General features: G+C 40.0%; 16 protein-coding genes, 2 rRNA genes and 1 pseudogene. 17 read left to right on the top strand and 2 right to left on the bottom strand.

Annotation, left to right across the window (positions count from 1 at the left end; translation table 11 throughout):
• The 9 genes from rrf (PQ474_RS26795) to PQ474_RS23605 form a co-directional block, all read left to right on the top strand.
• A 5S ribosomal RNA gene (rrf, locus tag PQ474_RS26795) occupies positions 1-81 on the top strand; the annotation flags it as partial.
• 249 nt (positions 82-330) lie between these two features.
• Entirely contained in the window at positions 331-522 is a 192-nt protein-coding gene (locus PQ474_RS23575) for a hypothetical protein (protein ID WP_273848025.1), read from the top strand.
• A 13-nt stretch (positions 523-535) separates the two neighbouring features.
• Positions 536-648 (top strand): 5S ribosomal RNA (rrf, locus tag PQ474_RS26800).
• A 984-nt stretch (positions 649-1,632) separates the two neighbouring features.
• On the top strand, positions 1,633-2,778 hold the full coding sequence (locus tag PQ474_RS23580; RefSeq protein WP_273848026.1) for a sensor histidine kinase: 1,146 nt from the start codon (positions 1,633-1,635) through the stop codon (positions 2,776-2,778).
• The gene (locus PQ474_RS23585; RefSeq protein ID WP_273848027.1) at positions 2,775-3,407 is read left to right on the top strand and encodes a response regulator; all 633 of its coding nucleotides are present in this window, start codon (positions 2,775-2,777) and stop codon (positions 3,405-3,407) included. Before PQ474_RS23580 ends, PQ474_RS23585 begins: the two co-directional genes overlap by 4 nt.
• Before the next feature lie 131 nt (positions 3,408-3,538).
• Complete coding sequence (locus PQ474_RS23590) at positions 3,539-4,471, top strand: ABC transporter ATP-binding protein (RefSeq protein ID WP_273848028.1); 933 nt, start codon at positions 3,539-3,541, stop codon at positions 4,469-4,471.
• Positions 4,472-4,481: 10 nt separating this feature from the next.
• On the top strand, positions 4,482-5,759 hold the full coding sequence (locus PQ474_RS23595) for an ABC transporter permease (RefSeq protein ID WP_273848029.1): 1,278 nt from the start codon (positions 4,482-4,484) through the stop codon (positions 5,757-5,759).
• Positions 5,756-6,853, top strand: coding sequence for an ABC transporter permease (locus tag PQ474_RS23600; protein WP_273848030.1), 1,098 nt, complete (start codon positions 5,756-5,758; stop codon positions 6,851-6,853). The genes PQ474_RS23595 and PQ474_RS23600 overlap by 4 nt, the downstream gene beginning before the upstream one ends.
• Before the next feature lie 513 nt (positions 6,854-7,366).
• Positions 7,367-8,242, top strand: coding sequence for a hypothetical protein (locus tag PQ474_RS23605; protein ID WP_273848031.1), 876 nt, complete (start codon positions 7,367-7,369; stop codon positions 8,240-8,242).
• A 67-nt stretch (positions 8,243-8,309) separates the two neighbouring features.
• On the opposite strand, the gene PQ474_RS23610 is transcribed toward PQ474_RS23605, so the two are convergent.
• Positions 8,310-8,525 (bottom strand): hypothetical protein, encoded by a 216-nt coding sequence (locus PQ474_RS23610; protein ID WP_273848032.1) that lies wholly within the window; start codon positions 8,523-8,525, stop codon positions 8,310-8,312.
• Between the two features lie 694 nt (positions 8,526-9,219).
• Between PQ474_RS23610 and PQ474_RS23615 the strand changes: the two genes are divergently transcribed.
• A complete protein-coding gene (locus PQ474_RS23615) occupies positions 9,220-9,426 on the top strand; it encodes a hypothetical protein (protein WP_273848033.1) in 207 nt (68 codons plus the stop codon).
• 834 nt (positions 9,427-10,260) lie between these two features.
• Positions 10,261-10,554, top strand: coding sequence for a hypothetical protein (locus PQ474_RS23620; RefSeq protein ID WP_273848034.1), 294 nt, complete (start codon positions 10,261-10,263; stop codon positions 10,552-10,554).
• Between the two features lie 139 nt (positions 10,555-10,693).
• Here PQ474_RS23620 and PQ474_RS23625 read toward each other — a convergent pair whose 3' ends face one another.
• Positions 10,694-12,550, bottom strand: a complete 1,857-nt coding sequence (locus tag PQ474_RS23625) for a sigma-54-dependent Fis family transcriptional regulator (RefSeq protein WP_273848035.1) — start codon at positions 12,548-12,550, stop codon at positions 10,694-10,696.
• A 401-nt stretch (positions 12,551-12,951) separates the two neighbouring features.
• On the opposite strand from PQ474_RS23625, the gene PQ474_RS23630 reads away from it, so the two are divergent.
• From PQ474_RS23630 to PQ474_RS23655, 6 genes and pseudogenes are all read left to right on the top strand, one after another.
• The gene (locus PQ474_RS23630) at positions 12,952-13,953 is read left to right on the top strand and encodes a thiamine pyrophosphate-dependent dehydrogenase E1 component subunit alpha (protein WP_273848036.1); all 1,002 of its coding nucleotides are present in this window, start codon (positions 12,952-12,954) and stop codon (positions 13,951-13,953) included.
• A gap of 48 nt (positions 13,954-14,001) precedes the next feature.
• Entirely contained in the window at positions 14,002-15,021 is a 1,020-nt protein-coding gene (locus tag PQ474_RS23635; protein ID WP_390186997.1) for an alpha-ketoacid dehydrogenase subunit beta, read from the top strand.
• A gap of 25 nt (positions 15,022-15,046) precedes the next feature.
• Complete coding sequence (locus PQ474_RS23640) at positions 15,047-16,255, top strand: dihydrolipoamide acetyltransferase family protein (protein WP_273848038.1); 1,209 nt, start codon at positions 15,047-15,049, stop codon at positions 16,253-16,255.
• 20 nt (positions 16,256-16,275) lie between these two features.
• Positions 16,276-17,643 carry a dihydrolipoyl dehydrogenase gene (gene lpdA, locus PQ474_RS23645; RefSeq protein WP_273848039.1) on the top strand — a complete coding sequence of 456 codons (1,368 nt, stop codon included), beginning with the start codon at positions 16,276-16,278 and terminating at the stop codon, positions 17,641-17,643.
• A gap of 114 nt (positions 17,644-17,757) precedes the next feature.
• Positions 17,758-18,813 carry a 2,3-butanediol dehydrogenase gene (locus tag PQ474_RS23650; RefSeq protein ID WP_273848040.1) on the top strand — a complete coding sequence of 352 codons (1,056 nt, stop codon included), beginning with the start codon at positions 17,758-17,760 and terminating at the stop codon, positions 18,811-18,813.
• A 330-nt stretch (positions 18,814-19,143) separates the two neighbouring features.
• Positions 19,144-19,254: pseudogene (locus tag PQ474_RS23655) on the top strand (PRD domain-containing protein); the annotation flags it as partial.
• Between the last annotated feature and the right edge of the window lie 416 nt (positions 19,255-19,670).

The raw sequence follows: 19,670 nt of genomic DNA on the forward strand, positions 1-19,670 counted from the left end.
CATGCCGAACACGGTCGTTAAGCTCTTCTGCGCCGATGGTAGTTGGGGGCTTCCCCCTGTGAGAGTAGGACGTTGCCGGGCAAGAAAGAAAGCATTCCGTTTAGGGATGCTTTTTTAGTACGTGAATTTATAAGGACGGTGCGTTGTAAAGAAATATTTATATAATACCAGAATTTGAAGTTCATCAGGGTGATGCAAACAATGGTTCCCATAAACTTGTGATACATTTAATTTTTCTCCTTAATTCCAATTGAAAATTTAACCAACAGTGTCTACTACAGAACTCATTTTCTTATTTAGAACATATAGTAAATAAAAGGGAGATGATTAGTGATGGTTAAAAAATTCAACATTACATTTGAATATGTAAATGGAAAAACAGCATGTTATGAACTAGTTCCAGGACGAGGGCTTGCGGGAATAAAGGAACAAATTAAAAAATTTAGGTGGTATGAGGTATCAAGTACAGAGATAGTTAATTTAGATAATGTTTTAAGTGTAAAAATTGAAGATGTGGAATAGAATCACCGTATCATTTGGTGGCGATCGAAGAGACCACACCCGTTCCCATGCCGAAGAAGGTCTTTAAGCTCTTTGCGTCGATGGTAGTTGGGAGCTTCCACCTGTGAAAGTAGGACGTTGTCAGGCAAGTTAAAAGCATTCCGTTGAGGGGGCTCTTTATTGTTTTAAATCTAAGTTTGAATTAATAATCAATTAGAGTTATTTCCGTTGGAGATAGCTCTTTTTCTTGTTTTTATTTAATGATGAGTTTTTCGTACAAATTAATTAGAATCAAAGTTAGTTTAGTTATAATAAAGTAAATCATTTGAAAGGAGTGTGTGATGGTGTTTGTTTTCTACAAGGTACAGAAAGATACAGAATTAATGGGCTTTAAGAAACGGAAGGTGTTAATGTCTTCAAGCGTGATCTCGAGAGTGTAGCTACAAAGCAAGATCTTGAAAACGTGGTTAGGAAGCAAGACTTTGAGCAATTGAGTAAAAAGCTTGATGCTATCGCCTCATTAGTTGTCCATATACAGAGATGTATCTCAAAGGTAGGAAACACGAAACGAACATTCGATTGCTTAACCGCTTGATGCCAGACAAATAATCGCAAGAAATGACATCGCGAAGCTCCAAGTATCAGTATTTTCCAACAAGTCTATCATTATTATAAAAGGCTTTTATCTTTTTTGAATTACTTTTTTATTCAAAGAAGTCACCTATCATATATCCGCGTTCATGATCCAGTCGAATCCAATTGCAATAAAAGAACATCGCCTTATAAATGAGCGATTTAGGTGAAATGTGCGTTTCAACAGTAAAATGAGTTATCCTTTCCACTGATTACTAGTAGAGCGTGTTCAAAAAGATGGCAATGGCTTCACACGCTACACGTCTCTAGGAGAACCCCACTCCTAGAGGCTCAAAACCTTGTAGCGATTCCGCTCATTGCTTAGAGTCTGTTCAAAAAGGGAAAAACCACCCCTTTTTGAACAGACTCTAGTAAATACATGAATTCTCCGAAATACTACATACTGAAAAATTTCAGAGGCAGGAAAGTTAGTCACTCCTCCCGTCCTTTTACTTGCTGTGATATGATAATTAAATCGATAAGAATAGGAGGGAGTCGATGAGTTCGTTTTGGGTGTGGCTGTTATTATTAGTCGTTTCCTGGGGGTTGTCTCTTTTGCATTTTTCAGCAGATCTTCTGAACATTTCATTTCGGGTGTTAGGAAGTGCCGGCTTTTTTGCGTTGTTTTTTTTATCACCGCTTTTACGAAACCATAAATTTATTTTCACTCTGCATCTAAGTCTTGCAGCGGTTCTAGCTGTCGTTGTCCTATGGCCAGAAGAGGGAGGCTCTCCCAATTTACATACGTTAGTTGTTTTTTCGATTCTTGCAGGAAAGGCTGTATATCGACTTAATCCTCTACAGGCGGGGATCGTTGGCTTTATCCTGACACTAGGAGCGATTATTCCATATTTTTATGATTATCCTACCATTTCACCTACTTTTGTAGTCGTGTATGCTAGTGTGCTAGCTGTAGCGTTTGCTGTATATAAACGGGTTTTACTAAATAGTTTAGGTTTTTCCGAACAATACGAAGCGCTCCTTAATGAGTATCGGAAACTAAAACGAAGAATTGCGTCTGATGAGAAACAAGCTCGTCAGGAGGAGAGGGCTGAGATCGCAAGGCAAATCCATGATTCTGTAGGTCACAAGCTAACTGCATTACTGATGCAGCTTGAAGTCGTTCGCATGAAAGCGGATGATGAAACAACCAAAGATCAAGTCCAAGGGCTTAAGCTGTTGGCAAAAGAGAGTTTGGAAGAAACGCGTAGTGCAGTTAAAGCTTTAAAGCAAGATGATGTAGGTGGGTTGGCGGCGATTATCAGTTTGATTCGTAAATTAGAAGCAGAAAGCTTTGTTCGTGTCTCGTTTTCAATCAAGCACGGAGCTTTAACAGCTTCTTTACGTAATGAGCAAGCGATTGCGGTGTACCGAGCCGTTCAAGAGGCGTTAACGAATATGATGCGCCATAGTGGTACAAGAGAAGTCCATATTGTCTTTGAGGCACCAGCTGGATCAGTGTTTCGGTTTGAAGTGTCCAATCCAACGGCACATGAAATGAGTTTTCGAGAGGGATTTGGATTATCCTCAATGAGAGAGCGCATGGAACGAGTAGGAGGAAGGTTAGAAGTAACACAATATGACGGGTGGTTTATTGTACGGGGAACACTTCCACTAAATGTAAAGGAGAGGCTGAATGGATGATAAACATTTTATTAGCTGAGGACCAAGGGATGGTGCGACAGGGGTTAAAAATGATGATTGAAACGGATCCTGAACTTCAGGTGACGGGGGAGGCAAGTAACGGAAAGGAAGCCATTGCATTATGTGAAACCCATTTATTTGACTTGATTATCCTTGATATCCGAATGCCAGTTATGGACGGGTTAGAGGCGGCTCGGATCATTCATTCGCGCTGGCCGGATCGCTTGGTACTGATTTTAACGACGTTTAATGATGATCAATATGCCCTTGAAGCGCTCAAAAGTGGAGCGAGGGGCTATTTGCTAAAGGATGCGGAGCCGGAGGAATTAATCCGGGCGATCCGAAGTTGTTTAGCAGGAGGGTTGTCATTACAAGATCATGTCGCGGCAAAGGTCATGCCAAGGCTCATTAAGCAAACAAAGGAGTTAGAAGTGGATCCGTCTATTACTCCTCGTGAACTGGCGATTATGAAGCAAATTGGTGAAGGACGAAGCAATAAGGAGATTGCAGTAGAACTCGGATTGTCAGTAGGGACCGTTAAAAATCATATCAGCCTCATTTTAGATAAATTACAGTTGCGTGATCGAACACAGCTTGCGATTTATGCGATTCGTCATCATGTTGTGTAACGATTTAGTTGATCCCAAGAAAAATGACTTAAGTCATGGATAAACGGAAAAGTAGTGACGGAAGACAGTGGGAGCACTGTCTTTTTGTGTATATACTGAATTTATAAAGAGTGATGAAGGAGGCATGCTCCATGCTTGAGACGGAAGAATTAAAGAAGGTGTTTAAAGGGAGAACCGCTGTTGGTGGAGTAAGCTTCTATATGGATAAAGGAGAATCGGTTGGGTTGCTTGGTCCGAATGGTGCCGGAAAGTCGACGATCATTTCAATGATCTCTTCCCTTTTAAAACCGACCTCTGGTGACGTGCGATTACATGGTAAAAGTGTAATGAAAAATCCAGGTGAGATCCGCCGTGTTCTTGGAGTTGTACCTCAGGAAATTGCGCTATATGAGGAATTGACTGCTTTTGAAAACTTGAAATTCTTCGGGAGGATTTATGGGTTAAAAGGGAAAGAGCTTGAAAAAAGAATTCAAGAGGTATTGGAGTTAGTCGGCTTAACGGACCGCCAAAAAGAAATGATTAAAACGTATTCTGGAGGCATGCAAAGAAGAATCAATATCGCAGCCGCGATGCTGCATGATCCTGAAATCCTAATTATGGATGAACCGACAGTTGGAATTGATCCACAGTCCAGAAGCCATATCCTTGAAATGGTACGTGATCTCAACCGTGAAAAAGGGTTAAGCGTGCTGTATACGAGTCATTATATGGAGGAAGTGGAACGTCTTTGCGACCGAGTCTACATCATGGATCACGGTCAAGTCATTGCTTCCGGAACGAAGGATGAATTAAAAAGCATTTTGTCAGGTGAAGAAACCATTTTCATTGATTTAGATCGTCATGATCCTGAGCTTTTCACAGACTTACAGGCTCACGATGGTATTCTTCAAACAGTTGAAACCGAAAAAGGCATGAAACTGATTGTTCCTAAAGGCAAGAGGATTCTTGGAGAAATTTTTCAAATTTCAGAGTCACACAAAGCGCAAATTATCAATGTGAATGTCCAAGTACCGACCCTTGAAGATGTGTTCTTACATTTAACGGGACGTAAATTAAGGGACTAAGGAGAGAGACATGATAGATTTATTAAAAAAAGATATGTTGATCATGTTCCGTAATCGAACCGAATTGTTTTTACTCCTCTTCATGCCACTGATGCTGATCGCGATTTTAGGATTTGCTTTAAGAGGTTTATTGGGAGGAGACACTTCTGGGATTCACATGCAGGTTGCTATCGTTTCGTATGATGATGAAAATCAGGGGATTGAACAATTTGTAGGAACATTGGATGAGCTAGGTTTAACGGAAGAGGTTGCCCCGGAATTGCATCTAGTTGCACAGGAAATGAGTCCGTATCATGTATTAACAGATGTTTTAGAGGAAGAGCGTCTTAAGGACATGATGGAGGTCGTTCATTTAAAAGTGGATGAGGCTCAAATGGCGCTGGCTGATGGGGAACTTGTAGCCGTGTTGACCATTCCAGAACATTTCACGTATCAATCCTTAAGCAAAATGCTTCTGCAGCAAGGAGAAGGAAGTGAGTTAGAAATTACAGTCAAGGAAGCTGGCTCCATGCACGCATCGATCTTTGAAGAACTAATTGTAAACTTTGTGAACCAGCTAAACTATGAAACTGCGATCTCCACAGCACTAGGTGGAGAAGATACCTTAGAGGAAATAGGGGAAACGCAACTAGGTGGAATTGAAACGGTTTCTAGTAGAGAGCCTGTTAGTTCCTTTCAATATTACACCATTGGGATGGCGGTCATGTTTGTCCTGTATGTAGGAGCGACCATTTCTAGTAGAGCCTTTGTGGAGAAGAAGGAGCATGTGTTTAATCGGATTTTGCTTTCAGGAACATCTTCTTTTACTTATCTAAGTGGAAAAGCATTATCAGCAACTGTAATTGCTTTTATTCAACTGATGATCTTATTTGGGATATCTAGCTTGATCTTTCAAGCATTTGCTGGAGAATCGCTACAGTTTTGGCTAGGGATTATTCTTATATCAGCTGTCGTCTCCATATGTGTGGGAGGTTTTGCTGCATTATTAACAGCCCTTGTCATTCGTTATCATAGCGATAGTATCTCTAATGTGTTTTCAGGGGGAATTATTACTCTCTTTGCTTTTGCAGGGGGCAGCTTTTTCCCGATGACAGATATGCCAGATGTGATTAAGGAAATTGGAAATTGGACTCCAAATGGAGCTGCTCTAGTTGCTTATTTGCAATGGATGCAAAGCCTTGATCTGCAGGTGATTCTTGACCCGGTAAGCCGGATCGGTGTAATGGCGATTGTCCTCTTGCTAGTAAGTGTGCTTATCTTTCCAAAGAGGAGGTCGGTTTTCAGATGAAATCTATTTTTTTATTACAGTGGCAGAGATTTCGGAGAATGCCATTCTTGACGCTTTCTTTTTTTGTCTTAACCATCGTATTCATTTTTTTCATTGCAGGCTTTGGATTTGATAGACAAATAACCGTTTATACGTATTCAGAGGAATCCCTGGAAGCGGAGAGTAGAGATGCGTGGTTAGCGCTTTTAAATCAATCCGAGGCCTATCGTTTTGAATGGATGGAAAAACAAGAGGTAGAAAGGGCTCTGGCAAACGGAGATATTCATTTCGCCCTTCAATTGCAAGAAGAAGACTATCGTCTGCTAGTGACTACCGAGGAATCAAATCGTTTTTTAGTAGAAGGCTTTGTTCAGCAAATTTTTCATGAGGAATTACGTTTAAGAAAAGCGGAACAATTAGCTACTGACTCAGATTTTAGAACAGACGTCGATCAATTAAGGCAAGACCCAATCATAAGCGTGACGACCTCTTATTTAGAAGGGGATGCATCCGTTTATCATGATGAACGCCTCCAAGTTTTATTTGGAATGACCCTTTTCTTTTCCATTTACTCGATTATGTACAATTTATTAAATGTCGCTGAAGAAAAAAGAGGGGGAACGTGGGACCGTTTAATTGTCTCTCCACTTCGAAAGTGGCAAATCTATTTAGGTCATTTACTGTATAGCTATTTGATAGGGTATGCTCAGATTTTGATTATCTTTTTAATCTTTAAATGGGGTCTAGGGTTTGATATTGGAGACCGCTTTGGCACGATCTTAGTGGTCATAGGATGTTATGTCTTTGCGATTGTCTCTCTAGGAATCTTATTAATGGGATTGGTAAGGTCGGCGCAGCAGCTACAAGTTGCTATTCCCATTGTAGCCTCTGGTATGGCCATGCTTGGTGGAGCGTATTGGCCGATTGAGGTCGTCACGAATGAAGTGATGCTAGTCCTCTCAAAAGGAATGCCCATTTTTTATGGAATTGAAGCCTTGAAGGGAGCCGCGATCTTTGACCGGGGATGGCTCGATTTAATGCAACCATTGTCCATCATGGCTCTTTTCGGAGTGGTGTGTATGGGGATTGGAATTAATTTGATGGAGAGACGATGAGAATGTAAGTGGTAGGGATGAAGAAAAGGAGACTCAAATCGGTTGTTATTTACGACCGATAGAGCCTCCTTTTTTCTATCTTTACTTGTTCTTCCAAAGCACGGTTTTTTAAGCCTTTGCACGGTGGCTTCCCTCTGAAGTGGTGGAAAAATGGAAAGCATTCCGTTCAGGGGGGGTTGATGTCTTTTTAACAAGCGAACCATGTATAATGGAATTTAAATCTTTGCCATATACTAGTAAACTTAATAACTAATCAAGTTTGAGTTATTTTTTTCAGATCGGAAAGGCATGTATTTTGAGAGTTGAGACATTCTGATGCTAGATGTTTGAGGATGAGATTTGGGTGAATGGAAAAGAAAGGAGTAGGTGGAGACTGAAAAAACAAATAAATAGCCACAAGTTCATAATTTAAACTATTTTTACTAAGTCCGCTGTGGACAGTAGGCTTTTTTTTTGAGAATCAGCATACACTCTCCTGTAGAGAAAACTAAACATTTAGAATGGAGAACAACAATGAGAAAAAAAGTACCTTTTATAGCGTTGTTACTGGTCTGTTTGTTTATTATGGGCGCATGTTTCGATCGCCAGAATCAGGATGTGATTGACACAGGGATGGCGAGTGCTAGTTCTGAGTATGAACAGGGAGAGGAGTCCACTCATTTAGAGTATGAATACGTGGAGGAGGAAGCGGTTCTGGCTAAAGAGGGAGGGGCTCCTAAGCCGGAACATGAAACCATCTGGGAGGATGGAAAAGAAAAGGTTGCTTTTGTTGAAGAGAGAATGGTTGAAATCAAAGAGGCTATTATGAATGAGGAATACGAGAAAGGCAAAGAGGAGTTACTAAAGTTGCGGGATGAGATCGATCACGACGACATTATGATTATTTATCAGTTGGACGTGACTGATTTATTGGAACAAGTGGAACTTGCGTTAGAAGAGGACCATGGTGAGAGTGAACCGGGGGAGCAGGATGAACCTACGGAAGCAGTGGAAGTTGTATATCTTGATTATGTGAATGAGCGCTTTGGTTTTTCATTTAAGTATCCAGAGGGGCTAGAAAGTGATCCACCGCCAGAGAACAGAGACGGGGTACGCTTTTATAACGATGACTTCGAGATTGCAGCTTATGGGGGGAACCATTCGGAATCAATCGAGTATTATTATGAAGAGGCTGTAGCTGGTGTTTCAAGTGAAGTTGCCTATCAGCGAATGACTGAGGATTGGTATGTGCTATCTTATGTTGAAAACGAAATGAATGTTTATAAGAGGTTTTTCTATGGGGAATCGACATTTGCTGGGTTTGTGATTATGTATCCTGTGGATAAACAGGATACATATGATGCGGTGACTGCGTTTATATCGGAGAGTTTTGATTCTGGGGTGGAGTAACCTTCATGCTAGGGAAAAGAAGCAGAGAATCCGGACAGTGATTCTCTGCTTCTTTTTCATGGAAAACCTAGACTTTGACATCAAACGAACTTTGATTCTCCCTTTCGATTACTTCATATCTAGCACCGTATAATTCTACTTTGTCTGTGATTGATCCTTGTGTTTCCCGTTTAGGAGAGTGATTCAATTCTTGTTGACTCTTGCGGCGGTCTCTACTTGCATAGATTTGCATGGCTTTTGTGACAAGTGGATTTCTTACTGCGTACGTAATGTTAGGAATCATATGTATTCTCCTATCTAGTTGATTTTTTAAAGGTTGAGCACGAGGTTTCTAATGTGAATGGCTCCCTTTTTATGAAAAGAGGGATGAATGGAATCTTACTTATCTATATGGTGATGTAGGGGGTTTTTAGGGGGGCAAAAGGGCAATCGATTAAATTGGGAAATTGGTAATAGTGGATTGTGGAACCACTGGATGAATATAGGGATGAAAGTAGGATGTGTGGGCGGGATTATTATTCTGGTTCAGATTTTGATGCTTAGATTTCTTGGCAACGGAGTTATAAGATGACATCTATTACGGGCAAAAGATGAAAAAATCGTGTAGTACGTAACCAGATTATGGTTCATACTGTTCATGTTCTTAGAGTCTGTTCAGATTACTAGGGATTTGACGATTGTGAAGATTCTATTTTCGGTTTTACAGTTTGTCGAGCTTGTACCGCGGAATTTATTTTTTGAGAACAAATGCAAGGAGATCCGAGAATTGAACTATGCTGGTTCGCTAAAAAAGGGGGTTCTGTCCTTCTAAAATGAAAAAATATATGATGTAGAAAATAGAGTAAGTTGGTAATTGTGAATTCGTTTGAGTTTTTCAATAAACCTGCTAATAATAAAAAAGTTCGGCCTCATAATTGTGTGAGAAATGAAAATAATAAAGCTAAGTAAAGTTATAAACTAAAGGGGGTGCTAACAAAGTGATCAATTCAATGATCAATCATATTGGCTGGATAACGGATGTATTCAATTGGGGTAGACGAGCAGAGCAATTTTTTGGAGCTAGACGTAACAACCGCGCTGGAATGCTGTTCATCGTATTAGCTATAGGAGTAGGAATTGGGTTTTCAGCTTACAGTCTTATAAGAGAACGTGAATATGGAATGCAACAAATTAATAAACACTAACTTCCTTCCTTAGAAACGCCCAAATAAATACCCCAGGAAGGCCAAACCAAACCTATGGCAGAGTTTTCGAAGAACTAACGACTGTGCCGTCGAAAAAGGCGGGTGATAATGAAGTTTTAACGTACTGAACTTCTTAATAATTCTTTAATAGCAATGTATTCATGTGTTTAGTCTTGTTGACGGTATGGTACTTTCTTTTATTTTGAGTTTAAAAGTAGGGTGTGTTATTAGGATTTTTCCTATTATCTATTTGCTTATCTCCAAGCAGATAGTTTTGTTGAATGAGGAAGAAGTTCTGTAGAGTATCTATATGATGAGTTTTAAAAATAGGCGCTTTTCTTCAATATGAAGGGAGTGTCTGTTTTTGTGGTTATTTGCGATTGGCTATCGTTTTTTTAATTGTGCTGACGGTTGACGGTGGGCTGATATTGGTGTTGTGTATGAAGTCAAAGGATGAGATAGCAGAAAGGGAATCTATATCATACAAACTTGTACGAGATCGTATTCCTGGATTTATTGAAGTGATTAGCAGCCGAAGATATTAGGTGAAGTAACATATGAAAAGTGATTGGTGAAGATATAGGGAGAGACCGACAAGCTTTTAGGAGTAGGGTCTATGGAGAAGGAGTGTATCATTTGAAGAGGGGGATCGTATGGAATGGAATTTTTTTGAACACATTACTGCATTAGTTCTTTTTTTAAAGGGGTGAAAAAGGTTTAGTCAGGCTCAGTGAAAGGTTCTGTTATGTATAAAAACAACAATTAGAGTCTTTAACCGAAAAGGAGGCTCGAGTCGATATAGCATAGGTAATCATATTAGAGAAGATGTCTTATATGGAAAAATCTGAATTAATCCTTAAGGAATTACAATTGTTGAACCGACGAGTAAATGAATTTGATTCAAACATGGTCACGAAGCGAGATCTCGAGAGTGTAGCTACAAAGAAAGATCTTGAAAACATGGTTACGAAGCAAGACTTTGAGCAATTGAGTAAAAAGCTTGATGCTGTCGCCTCACAAGTTGCCCATAATCCTGAACAAGAGGTTATCTTGAGAGATGTATCTCAAAAAGTTAAAGACCACGAAACGGACATTCGATTGATTAAACGCATGATGACAAACAAATAACTTCGAAGAATGACCTCGTGAGGCTCTAAGTATTAGTACCTTCCCACAAGTCTATCGTTATTTATGAAAGACTAAGATCCAGGTTTTTTATTTACTAATGTTAAGAAAAAAGAAGAGCAGGAACGAACCTGCTCTTCTCTTACAATTCATATCTCTTTAACCTCTTATAAAACGTACTGCGCGACACTCCTAAAAATTTCGCTGCTAAACCAACATTGCCATTGGTTTTTTTGAGGGCTTCTATCATCATTTCTTTTTGGGTTTTTTCCCGGGCTGTAAGGGTTACTTTAGGATCTTTATCTACATTATTGTTGCTTAATGCTGTCTGCTCGCAGAGTCCCCGTTCATTGATCCACTTTAAAATGTCTTTTTTTTCTACTTGTTCGCCTTGGAAAACAATCTTTAGTCGCTCTAGAAAATTAAATAATTCTCGAATGTTCCCGGGCCAATGATAATCACTAAGTCGTTCAAAGAATTCTGCAGGGAATTGGATAGGCCATTGATTGTGAGAGCAGAAATGTCTAACGAGATAAGGAATATCTTCTTTTCTTTCTCTAAGAGGTGGAATTTGAATTGGATACACATGTAAGCGGTAGAACAAATCTTCACGAAACGTTCCGTTCGCTGTTAATGTACGTAAATCCTTGTGTGTTGCTGTTATGATTCGGATATCTAAAGGAATTTCTTTTTGGCTTCCTACAGGAGTTATTTTTCGTTCTTGTAATACACGTAATAAAGCTACTTGCATAGATGGCGGGATTTCACCAATCTCATCAAGAAAGATCGTTCCTTTGTTTGCTTGTTCAAACTTGCCTTTTTTCCCGCTTCTTAAAGCCCCTGTAAAAGCACCCTCGGCATAGCCAAATAATTCGCTTTCTATTAAATCTTTAGGAATTGCACCACAGTTAACGGCGATAAAAGGAGCATCCAAACGAGGGCTATTTTCATGAATCGTTCGGGCGATTACTTCTTTTCCAGTTCCTGTCTCACCATGTATATACACACTTGCATTCGTAGGTGCTACCCGTTCGAGTTCCTGCAGTAATTGCTGAAATGATTGGCTAATCCCTGTTTCGCCTTTAAAAGTAATGGTTTTCGAAGGCTGAAAGAATGTTGTTCTTTTGTTATCTGAAAAGTAAAGTGCATATCCAAGTAAGGCGCCATTTCGCTTGGAGTAAATAGGGACTTCCATTTGTACTTGTAGGTGGTAAAGAGAAATAAATTCTTTTTTACTTTTGCCGAACCAATTAGAAACTTTACTCCGAATTAATCTACTCGCAGTTACAACTAGCTGTCTATTATTTGTGATGAGGACCATCTTGTTTGTTTCTATTAAATCGATCGTTACCTGGAGAAGTTCCATTTCCTCGCGATGAAGGAGTATGCTTGCTTCCCGTTCAATCGCATGAGCAGCAGATACCGCCATCCCAAACATATAAGGGTGGGTTTTTTCAACTGGACAAGAGAAATCAATAATCCCTAATAACTTCCCATCTTCCTGTAGAATAGGAGAGGCAGCGCAGCTCCAGCGGTGGGAAGCAATGGCAAAATGTTCAGCACCATTGACCATAATCGCTTCTTTTGTTTGTAATGCCGTGCCAATTGCATTTGTTCCTGCTTGTTGTTCCGTCCAGCGAACCCCTTCAATGAAATTGATCTTTTTAGCCTCGTTGATTTGAACTTTGTTACCAGTCATAGACAATACATAACCATCGGGGTCAATGATCAAGGCTACCATTCCTAATTCTGAAATAGAGGACTTCATTTTTTCAAGTTGTGGTCTAGCTGCTTCCATTAACAGTGTATTTTTATTTCTTTGCGTGAGTAAATCATCAAGTAGAAGATACTCTTTTACTTTACCGATAAAGGGGTCTACGTCTAGACTTTTACATCTGTACCACGATTCAGAAATTCGTTTGTTTAATCTGCTAGAATCAAAAGTCCCATCCTTCACAAATCGTCTCCACATATCTAAAGAAATTGAAGTTTCGATCATTTAACCCTCCATTATAAAAAGTATTTCATAATGTTTAGTGATGTAACAAACGTTCTTGAGGTATTGAAGCTTAAAGAGGAAATCTAGAAGAAGAGATAATTGTAGTTACTACGTATGTAATTTTCTTTTATTGTAAGCGATTACTTTACTTAATTCAAGAAATGTTTGGCTGCGATAACCTATCTTTGTTTTAGTATTTGAAAAGTAGACAAAACGAGACAAAGTAGACAATGTGAGACGAATTTCTCTCATTGTCTACTTTTTGTAAAGTGATCTAGGGGTGTTTCCTTATAAAACGTCTCTTTTGAGTGTTGGCATGCTCTTTGCATTATAGCAAAGTGAAGGCAATGACCTTGTCTTATTAAAAGGTTCTTTAAAAACGAAGGGGAGGATGAAGTCTAATGAAGGTTGCAAAAGAGATCAGTGTAACGGTAACGAAGGAAAAAGCGAGTTGGATGTATCAAAAAATGGTGGAAATTCGTAAGTTTGAGGATAAACTACATGAGATTTTTGCAATAGGCGCAATTCCTGGATTCGTTCATTTATATGCAGGGGAAGAAGCGATCGCTGTTGGTATCTGTGCACACTTAGATGATAAAGACACTATTACAAGTACACATCGGGGGCATGGACACTGTATTGCAAAAGGGTGTGACCTAAACGGTATGATGGCAGAGATCTTCGGGAAAATTACGGGGCTCTGTAAAGGAAAAGGTGGCTCGATGCATATTGCCGATTTAGATAAAGGAATGCTGGGTGCCAACGGGATCGTAGGTGGGGGCTATCCATTAGCAGCAGGTGCTGCGCTGACGGCCAAATTAAAGAAAACGGGGGCAGTAAGTGCTTGTTTCTTTGGGGATGGTGCTGGAAACCAAGGTACTTTTCATGAAGGCATAAACCTCGCTGCTATTTGGGATCTACCAGCTATTTTTGTTGCGGAAAATAACGGTTATGGCGAAGCTACGCCATTTTCATATGCATCTGGGTGTAAAACGATAGCCGATCGTGCAGTTGGATACGGGCTCCCTGGTGTGACGGTTGATGGAAAAGATGTTATGGCTGTCTATCAAGCGGCACAAGAGGCGATAGAACGTGCTCGTCGCGGAGAAGGACCAACTATCATTGAGTGTGTGACCTATCGCAATTATGGTCATTTTGAAGGAGATGCTCAAAAGTATAAGAAGGCACCAGATAAAGAAAAGCACCTTAACGAAGAAGATGCCATTTTAAAGTTTCGAAACTATATCTTAGAGCAAGATCTATTAACAGATAGCGAGTTAAATGAGATTGATGCTGCAGTTGAGAAGGCTGTGGAAGATTCAGTTACATTCGCAGAAAATAGTGCCTACCCTGAACCGTCTGAATTATTAACAGATGTGTATGTGTCATACGAATCTAACTAATTCATTTTACTAGTAAAAGGAGGAAACACGATGAGCAGAAAATTAAATATGATGGATGCCATTAATGAGGCAATGAAACTTGCAATGCGAAAAGATGAAAACGTTATCTTACTTGGAGAGGACGTTGCCGGTGGAGCTGCAGTTGATCACCTCCAAGATGAAGAAGCCTGGGGTGGTGTATTAGGTGTTACAAAAGGATTAGTACAAGAATTTGGACGGGACCGTATATTGGATACACCTATTTCGGAAGCAGGATATGTCGGTGCCGCAATGAGCGCGGCTGCTACGGGAATGCGTCCGATTGCTGAATTAATGTTTAATGATTTTATCGGAAGTTGTATGGACTCCTTTATTAACCAAGGACCTAAATTCCGTTATATGTTCGGCGGTAAAGCACAAGTTCCAGTAACGATACGAACGATGCACGGAGCTGGTCTGAGAGCAGCTGCCCAACATTCTCAAAGTCTATATGCCATATTTACAGCAATTCCGGGAATTAAAGTCGTTGTTCCTTCTACACCTTATGATGCGAAAGGACTGTTGCTTGCGGCGATTGAGGACAATGACCCAGTCATTTTCTTTGAGGATAAGACGCTTTATAACATGTCTTATGACGATGTCCCAGAAGGATATTACACGATCCCATTAGGAAAAGCCGATATTAAGCGCACTGGAACGGATCTCACTATCGTTGCAATTGGAAAGCAAGTTCACACCGCTTTAGCAGCAGCAACGGAGTTATCAAAGAAGGGGTTAGAAGTCGAAGTCGTGGACCCGCGTAGTTTGTCTCCTTTAGATGAAACAACGATTCTTAACTCTGTTGAAAAAACGAGCCGACTCATTGTCATTGATGAAGCAAATCCAAGGTGCAGTATGGCGACGGATATTGCCGCACTTGTGGCTGATAAAGGCTTTGATTCGTTAGATGCACCAATAAAGCGAATTACAGCTCCACATACACCTGTGCCGTTCTCGCCGGTACTAGAAGACCTTTATTTGCCTACACCAGAAAAAGTAGTCGCTGCGGTATCAGAACTACTAGGAGATCAATCATTGTTAAAAGTGTAAATATAGAGAGGGGGAAGCTTATACCATGGCAACAAAAGTGATTATGCCGAAACTAGGATTGTCAATGAAAGAAGGAACGGTCTCGATTTGGAGCAAGCAAGAAGGAGACGAAGTAAAAAAGGGTGAACCAATTGCTGATATAAACTCAGAGAAATTAGAAAAAGAAATTGAAGCACCTGTAGATGGAACAATCATTAAAATTTCAGTTCCAGAGGGACATGGGGTCCCTCCTGGAACAGTCATTTGCTATATCGGTGAGAAAGGTGAAGCGGTGGCAGAAGACCAACCAACGGCATCTTCAAATGCAGAAGTAGCAGCAACAACAGCAATTGATGTCTCTCCACAACCGAAAAAAATAGTAGTAAAAACAAATGTGAAAATTTCTCCTGTGGCAAAGAAAATGGCAGAAAGTGCTGGTTTGGATATTGCGAGTATCAAAGGGACCGGACCTAAGGGGAGAATTACAAAGGAAGATGTTGAGAAAGCCATCGATACGCAATCAGCAAGTTGTCAGGTAAACGAGGAATCTAACAAAGAAAGAGAACAAGTTGAGATCATACCTATATCTGGAATGCGAAAAGTTATTGCTCAAAGAATGCAGGCAAGTCTACAAAATGCAGCGCAATTAACGATAAATATGAAAGTGGATGTGACCGACCTCATTATCTTGCAAAAACAAATGACGGATGTCGCCGAAAAACAGCATGATACGAAATTGACGGTAACTGATTTTATCGCACGTTCTGTTGTACTGGCTTTGCATGAACATAAGCAAATGAACAGTAAATTAAGCAATAATGAAATTCATGTGTACTCAAGGATCCACCTAGGGATGGCAGTTGCTCTTGATAAAGGCTTGGTTGTACCGGTTATCCGTCATGCGCAGACGTTATCACTCATTGAGTTATCAAAAAGGATAAAAGAACTTGCTACTCGCTCACGAGAAGGAACGCTTAGTACAGATGAAATGTCAGGTTCAACGTTTACGATCACGAACCTAGGTGCATTGGGCATTGATCATTTTACACCGATATTAAATGTTGGTGAAACAGGTATTCTCGGTGTTGGGGCCATTGAAGAGGTCGCAAAGTTTGTTGGAGATGACATACAAAGACGTCGGATTCTACCACTTAGTCTGACATTTGATCATCAAATTCTAGACGGCACTCCAGCAGCAGAGTTTCTTCTTACAGTTCGGCGCAATTTAGAAGAGCCGACTAGAATGTTTCTATAGAAGAAAGTAGGTGTTAATCCATGTCAAGGATTGCCATTATTGGAGGAGGACCTGGTGGATACGTAGCCGCTATCACGGCTGCCCAAAAAGGAAAAGAAGTGATTCTTATAGATCAAGGGTCACTTGGTGGAACTTGTTTAAATGAAGGTTGTATGCCAACAAAGGCACTGTTAGAGAGCGCTGCAGTGGCTGAAAAAGTGAAAAACGCCGAGCATTACGGAGTGAATCTCCCAACAGGGGAAGTGCAAATAGATTGGGAGAGAGTACAGGCTCACAAACAATCAATCGTTAATAACCTCGTTTCAGGTGTTGGTTATTTAATGAAAAAAAATAAAATTACGGTTCGAAAAGGCCAAGCGTCTTTTCTTTCTGAACATAAAATACAAGTTAATGGTGGGGTGATTGAAGCAGATCAATTCATCATTGCAACAGGATCTGAGCCAATTGCCCTACCATTTGCTCCATTTGACGGCAATTGGATTATAAATAGTACACAGGCGATGTCTTTGCCATCGATTCCTTCATCTCTACTTATAGTTGGTGGGGGAGTTATAGGCTGCGAGTTTGCTAGTATATATAGTCGAATGGGAACGAAGGTAACCATTGTCGAGATGGCCGATCAGCTTTTACCAGGAGAAGATCCCGATGTAGTAAATGTGTTAGTGGAGGAACTGGAGAATGCAGGTGTTGAAATTTTCACGGGCAGCACTTTAAAGGGCTTGAATTCAACTACTCGCCTTGCAACGTTTGAAAATAGGGAAGGAACTCATGAGAGAAGTCCTGAGGTTGCGCTTATATCGATTGGTAGAAGACCTAGAACGGCTAATCTTAATCTTGAAAAGATCGGAGTGCTATTTTCGAAACAAGGGATCCATGTGAATGAATCCATGCAAACGAATATCCCTCATATTTATGCATGTGGTGATGTAACAGGAGGAATTCAACTGGCTCATGTTGCCTTTCATGAGGGAACCATTGCCGCGCTGAATGGTTGTGGGGAAGAAGCAAGTGTGAATTACCGGGCAGTTCCAAGGTGTATTTATACATCGCCAGAAATAGCAAGTGTTGGACTAACCGAAAAGCAAGCAAGGAATCAGTATGGTGATATTCGGATTGGGGAATTTCCTTTTATGGCAAATGGCAAAGCGATGATAGAAAACGAATCGATCGGTAAAGTAAAAGTATTGCTAGAACCTGAATTTAATGAAATGATCGGGGTATCGATTGTCGGCCCTCATGCAACCGAATTAATTGGCCAAGGAACGATCATGCTTCATTCAGAGATGACTGTAGAAATCATGGAGCATTTTATCGCAGCTCATCCGACATTGTCAGAAGCGGTTCATGAAGCAATTCTTAGTGCAAGTGGAAAAGCCTTGCATAGTTAAAGGGAGAAAGGCTAGCTCCGTTTTGAGCTAGTTTTTTCTATACGATGGATGTACTTATGGCAATAACAAAGCGATTAAGTAAAAAATTTAATCAATATCTGGGGGAGTGAAGTAATGAAAGCAGTATTGTGGCATGGAAAAAAAGATATCAGAGTGGAAAATGTGCAAGAGCCAGTAGTGAAACAAGGTGAGGTGAAAATAAAAGTTGCCTTCTGCGGAATTTGCGGATCAGATTTACATGAATATTTAGCAGGTCCTATTTTTGTTCCTGTTGAGGAGCCTCATCCTGTTTCAAATGGAAAAGCGCCTATTATAATGGGACATGAATTTTCTGGTGAAGTGGTCGAAATCGGGGAAGGTGTAACCCATGTAAAAGTGGGAGATCGAGTTTGCGTAGAGCCTATCTTAAACTGCGGAGAATGCCCATCTTGTTTAAAAGGGCACTATAACATTTGTGAAAAATTAGGCTTTGTAGGTTTATCAGGTGGTTATGGAGGCTTTGCGGAATATAGTGTTCTTTCTTCTCATATGGTACATAAAATTCCAGATAACATGACGTTAGAACAAGCCGCTCTTGTAGAACCAACGGCTGTTACGGTTCACGCAGTTCGCCAGAGTGCATTAAAAATAGGGGATACTGTTGCTGTTATCGGAGCAGGACCGATTGGTTTATTGGTTGTCCAGTCAGCAAAGGCAGCAGGAGCTACGAAAGTTATCGTTGTTGAAGTTTCTCCGGAACGTCAGGACTTCGCTAAGAAAGTGGGGGCTGATGTGGTCATTAATCCATTAGAAGTAGATGCTATTGAAGAAATTCGTTCCCATACAAACGGACTAGGGGTGGATGTATCATTTGAAGTAGCGGGAATCCAACCGACGATTGAAATGGCCATTCAAGCAACAAAGCCAGAGGGAAATGTTGTAAACATCAGCATTTGGGAAAAACCAGCCGAAATAAATATAAATAACTTAATCTTAGCTGAGCGTAAAATGACGAGCATCATTGCCTATCGAAACAATTATAAAGAAGTCATTCAGCTGATTGCAAACGGACAAATTCAAGCACTTGAGCTCGTAACAAAAAAAATTGCGCTTGATGACGTCGTGACAGAGGGTTTTGAAGCGCTAACTGAAAATAAAAATCAAATTAAAATACTTGTTGATTTGTCTTAAGCCTGCGATAAGTGGATTTTTTCATAGGTGGCGCGTGACGTGTGGAATCATTGCTGCTTCCTCAAATCTACTAATAGGGACTTTGTCGAGATTGAGTCACCAAAGGGAGTGACAAAACGATTTTAGCGAACGTCGTTAAATTTAATCATATCGGTAAATCACTTCATTCGGTATCGCACCTAGATGAGTTAAGCAAAACGAGAAAATATAATAATCGTTGACAAGAAATTCGATGGATATTATAAATTAAGTAAATCGTAAACAAGACAAGTTAGCGGATTGTTACTGTTCGGCAGGTAAACCTAAGTTGACCAAGGAGCCTTTGTTTGTACGAAAAAAATAAATGAATATATTAAGACAGAATACAAGCATGAGCTAACAAAGGAAGAAATGCTCTACCTAACGATTCATATTGATAGAGTTGTTAATCGAAGTGAATAAAAATAAGGCTTTGCCTTGGTCTTGGATAAAATTATTGGAATCGACCTTTTTTTGTAGGGAATTTAAGGGCGATTTTTTTTTTGGTGTTTGAGATTTATGGGCAGTCAACGCAGGGATTATGTGTGAGAAGAGACACATATAAAAAGAAGGATGAGTTGTTCTGAAAAGCATGTATCTCTTATTACATATTATTATTTTCTGGTTAATTTTTAGGCAAAGTGTTAAGTGGGCAGTTTGCCTTGGTCGGTATAAGAAAATCCATATGGAGTTGTCTTTTTTATAGTAGTGACTTTCAATGTGTGATTTCATTTGATCACTAACAATTTAATATTTTTAATAAAATGAGTGAATTTCATAATTTGAATCCTAAGTCTCGTAAAGCTTTCAAGACACAAAAAAAGGAGTACCTCCCCAAA

The sequence above is a fragment of the Halalkalibacter alkalisediminis genome (assembly GCF_028610705.1).
GTDB lineage: Bacteria > Bacillota > Bacilli > Bacillales > Bacillaceae_D > Halalkalibacter > Halalkalibacter alkalisediminis.

Excerpts from the sequence above, each read along its gene's own strand:
- PQ474_RS23580 (WP_273848026.1), top strand. The coding sequence starts at position 1,633 with ATGAGTTCGTTTTGGGTGTGGCTGTTATTATTAGTCGTTTCCTGGGGG.
- PQ474_RS23585 (WP_273848027.1), top strand. The coding sequence starts at position 2,775 with ATGATAAACATTTTATTAGCTGAGGACCAAGGGATGGTGCGACAGGGG.
- PQ474_RS23590 (WP_273848028.1), top strand. The coding sequence starts at position 3,539 with ATGCTTGAGACGGAAGAATTAAAGAAGGTGTTTAAAGGGAGAACCGCT.
- PQ474_RS23595 (WP_273848029.1), top strand. The coding sequence starts at position 4,482 with ATGATAGATTTATTAAAAAAAGATATGTTGATCATGTTCCGTAATCGA.
- PQ474_RS23600 (WP_273848030.1), top strand. The coding sequence starts at position 5,756 with ATGAAATCTATTTTTTTATTACAGTGGCAGAGATTTCGGAGAATGCCA.
- PQ474_RS23605 (WP_273848031.1), top strand. The coding sequence starts at position 7,367 with ATGAGAAAAAAAGTACCTTTTATAGCGTTGTTACTGGTCTGTTTGTTT.
- PQ474_RS23610 (WP_273848032.1), bottom strand. The coding sequence starts at position 8,525 with ATGATTCCTAACATTACGTACGCAGTAAGAAATCCACTTGTCACAAAA.
- PQ474_RS23620 (WP_273848034.1), top strand. The coding sequence starts at position 10,261 with ATGGAAAAATCTGAATTAATCCTTAAGGAATTACAATTGTTGAACCGA.
- PQ474_RS23625 (WP_273848035.1), bottom strand. The coding sequence starts at position 12,550 with ATGATCGAAACTTCAATTTCTTTAGATATGTGGAGACGATTTGTGAAG.
- PQ474_RS23630 (WP_273848036.1), top strand. The coding sequence starts at position 12,952 with ATGAAGGTTGCAAAAGAGATCAGTGTAACGGTAACGAAGGAAAAAGCG.
- PQ474_RS23635 (WP_390186997.1), top strand. The coding sequence starts at position 14,002 with ATGATGGATGCCATTAATGAGGCAATGAAACTTGCAATGCGAAAAGAT.
- PQ474_RS23640 (WP_273848038.1), top strand. The coding sequence starts at position 15,047 with ATGGCAACAAAAGTGATTATGCCGAAACTAGGATTGTCAATGAAAGAA.
- lpdA (WP_273848039.1), top strand. The coding sequence starts at position 16,276 with ATGTCAAGGATTGCCATTATTGGAGGAGGACCTGGTGGATACGTAGCC.
- PQ474_RS23650 (WP_273848040.1), top strand. The coding sequence starts at position 17,758 with ATGAAAGCAGTATTGTGGCATGGAAAAAAAGATATCAGAGTGGAAAAT.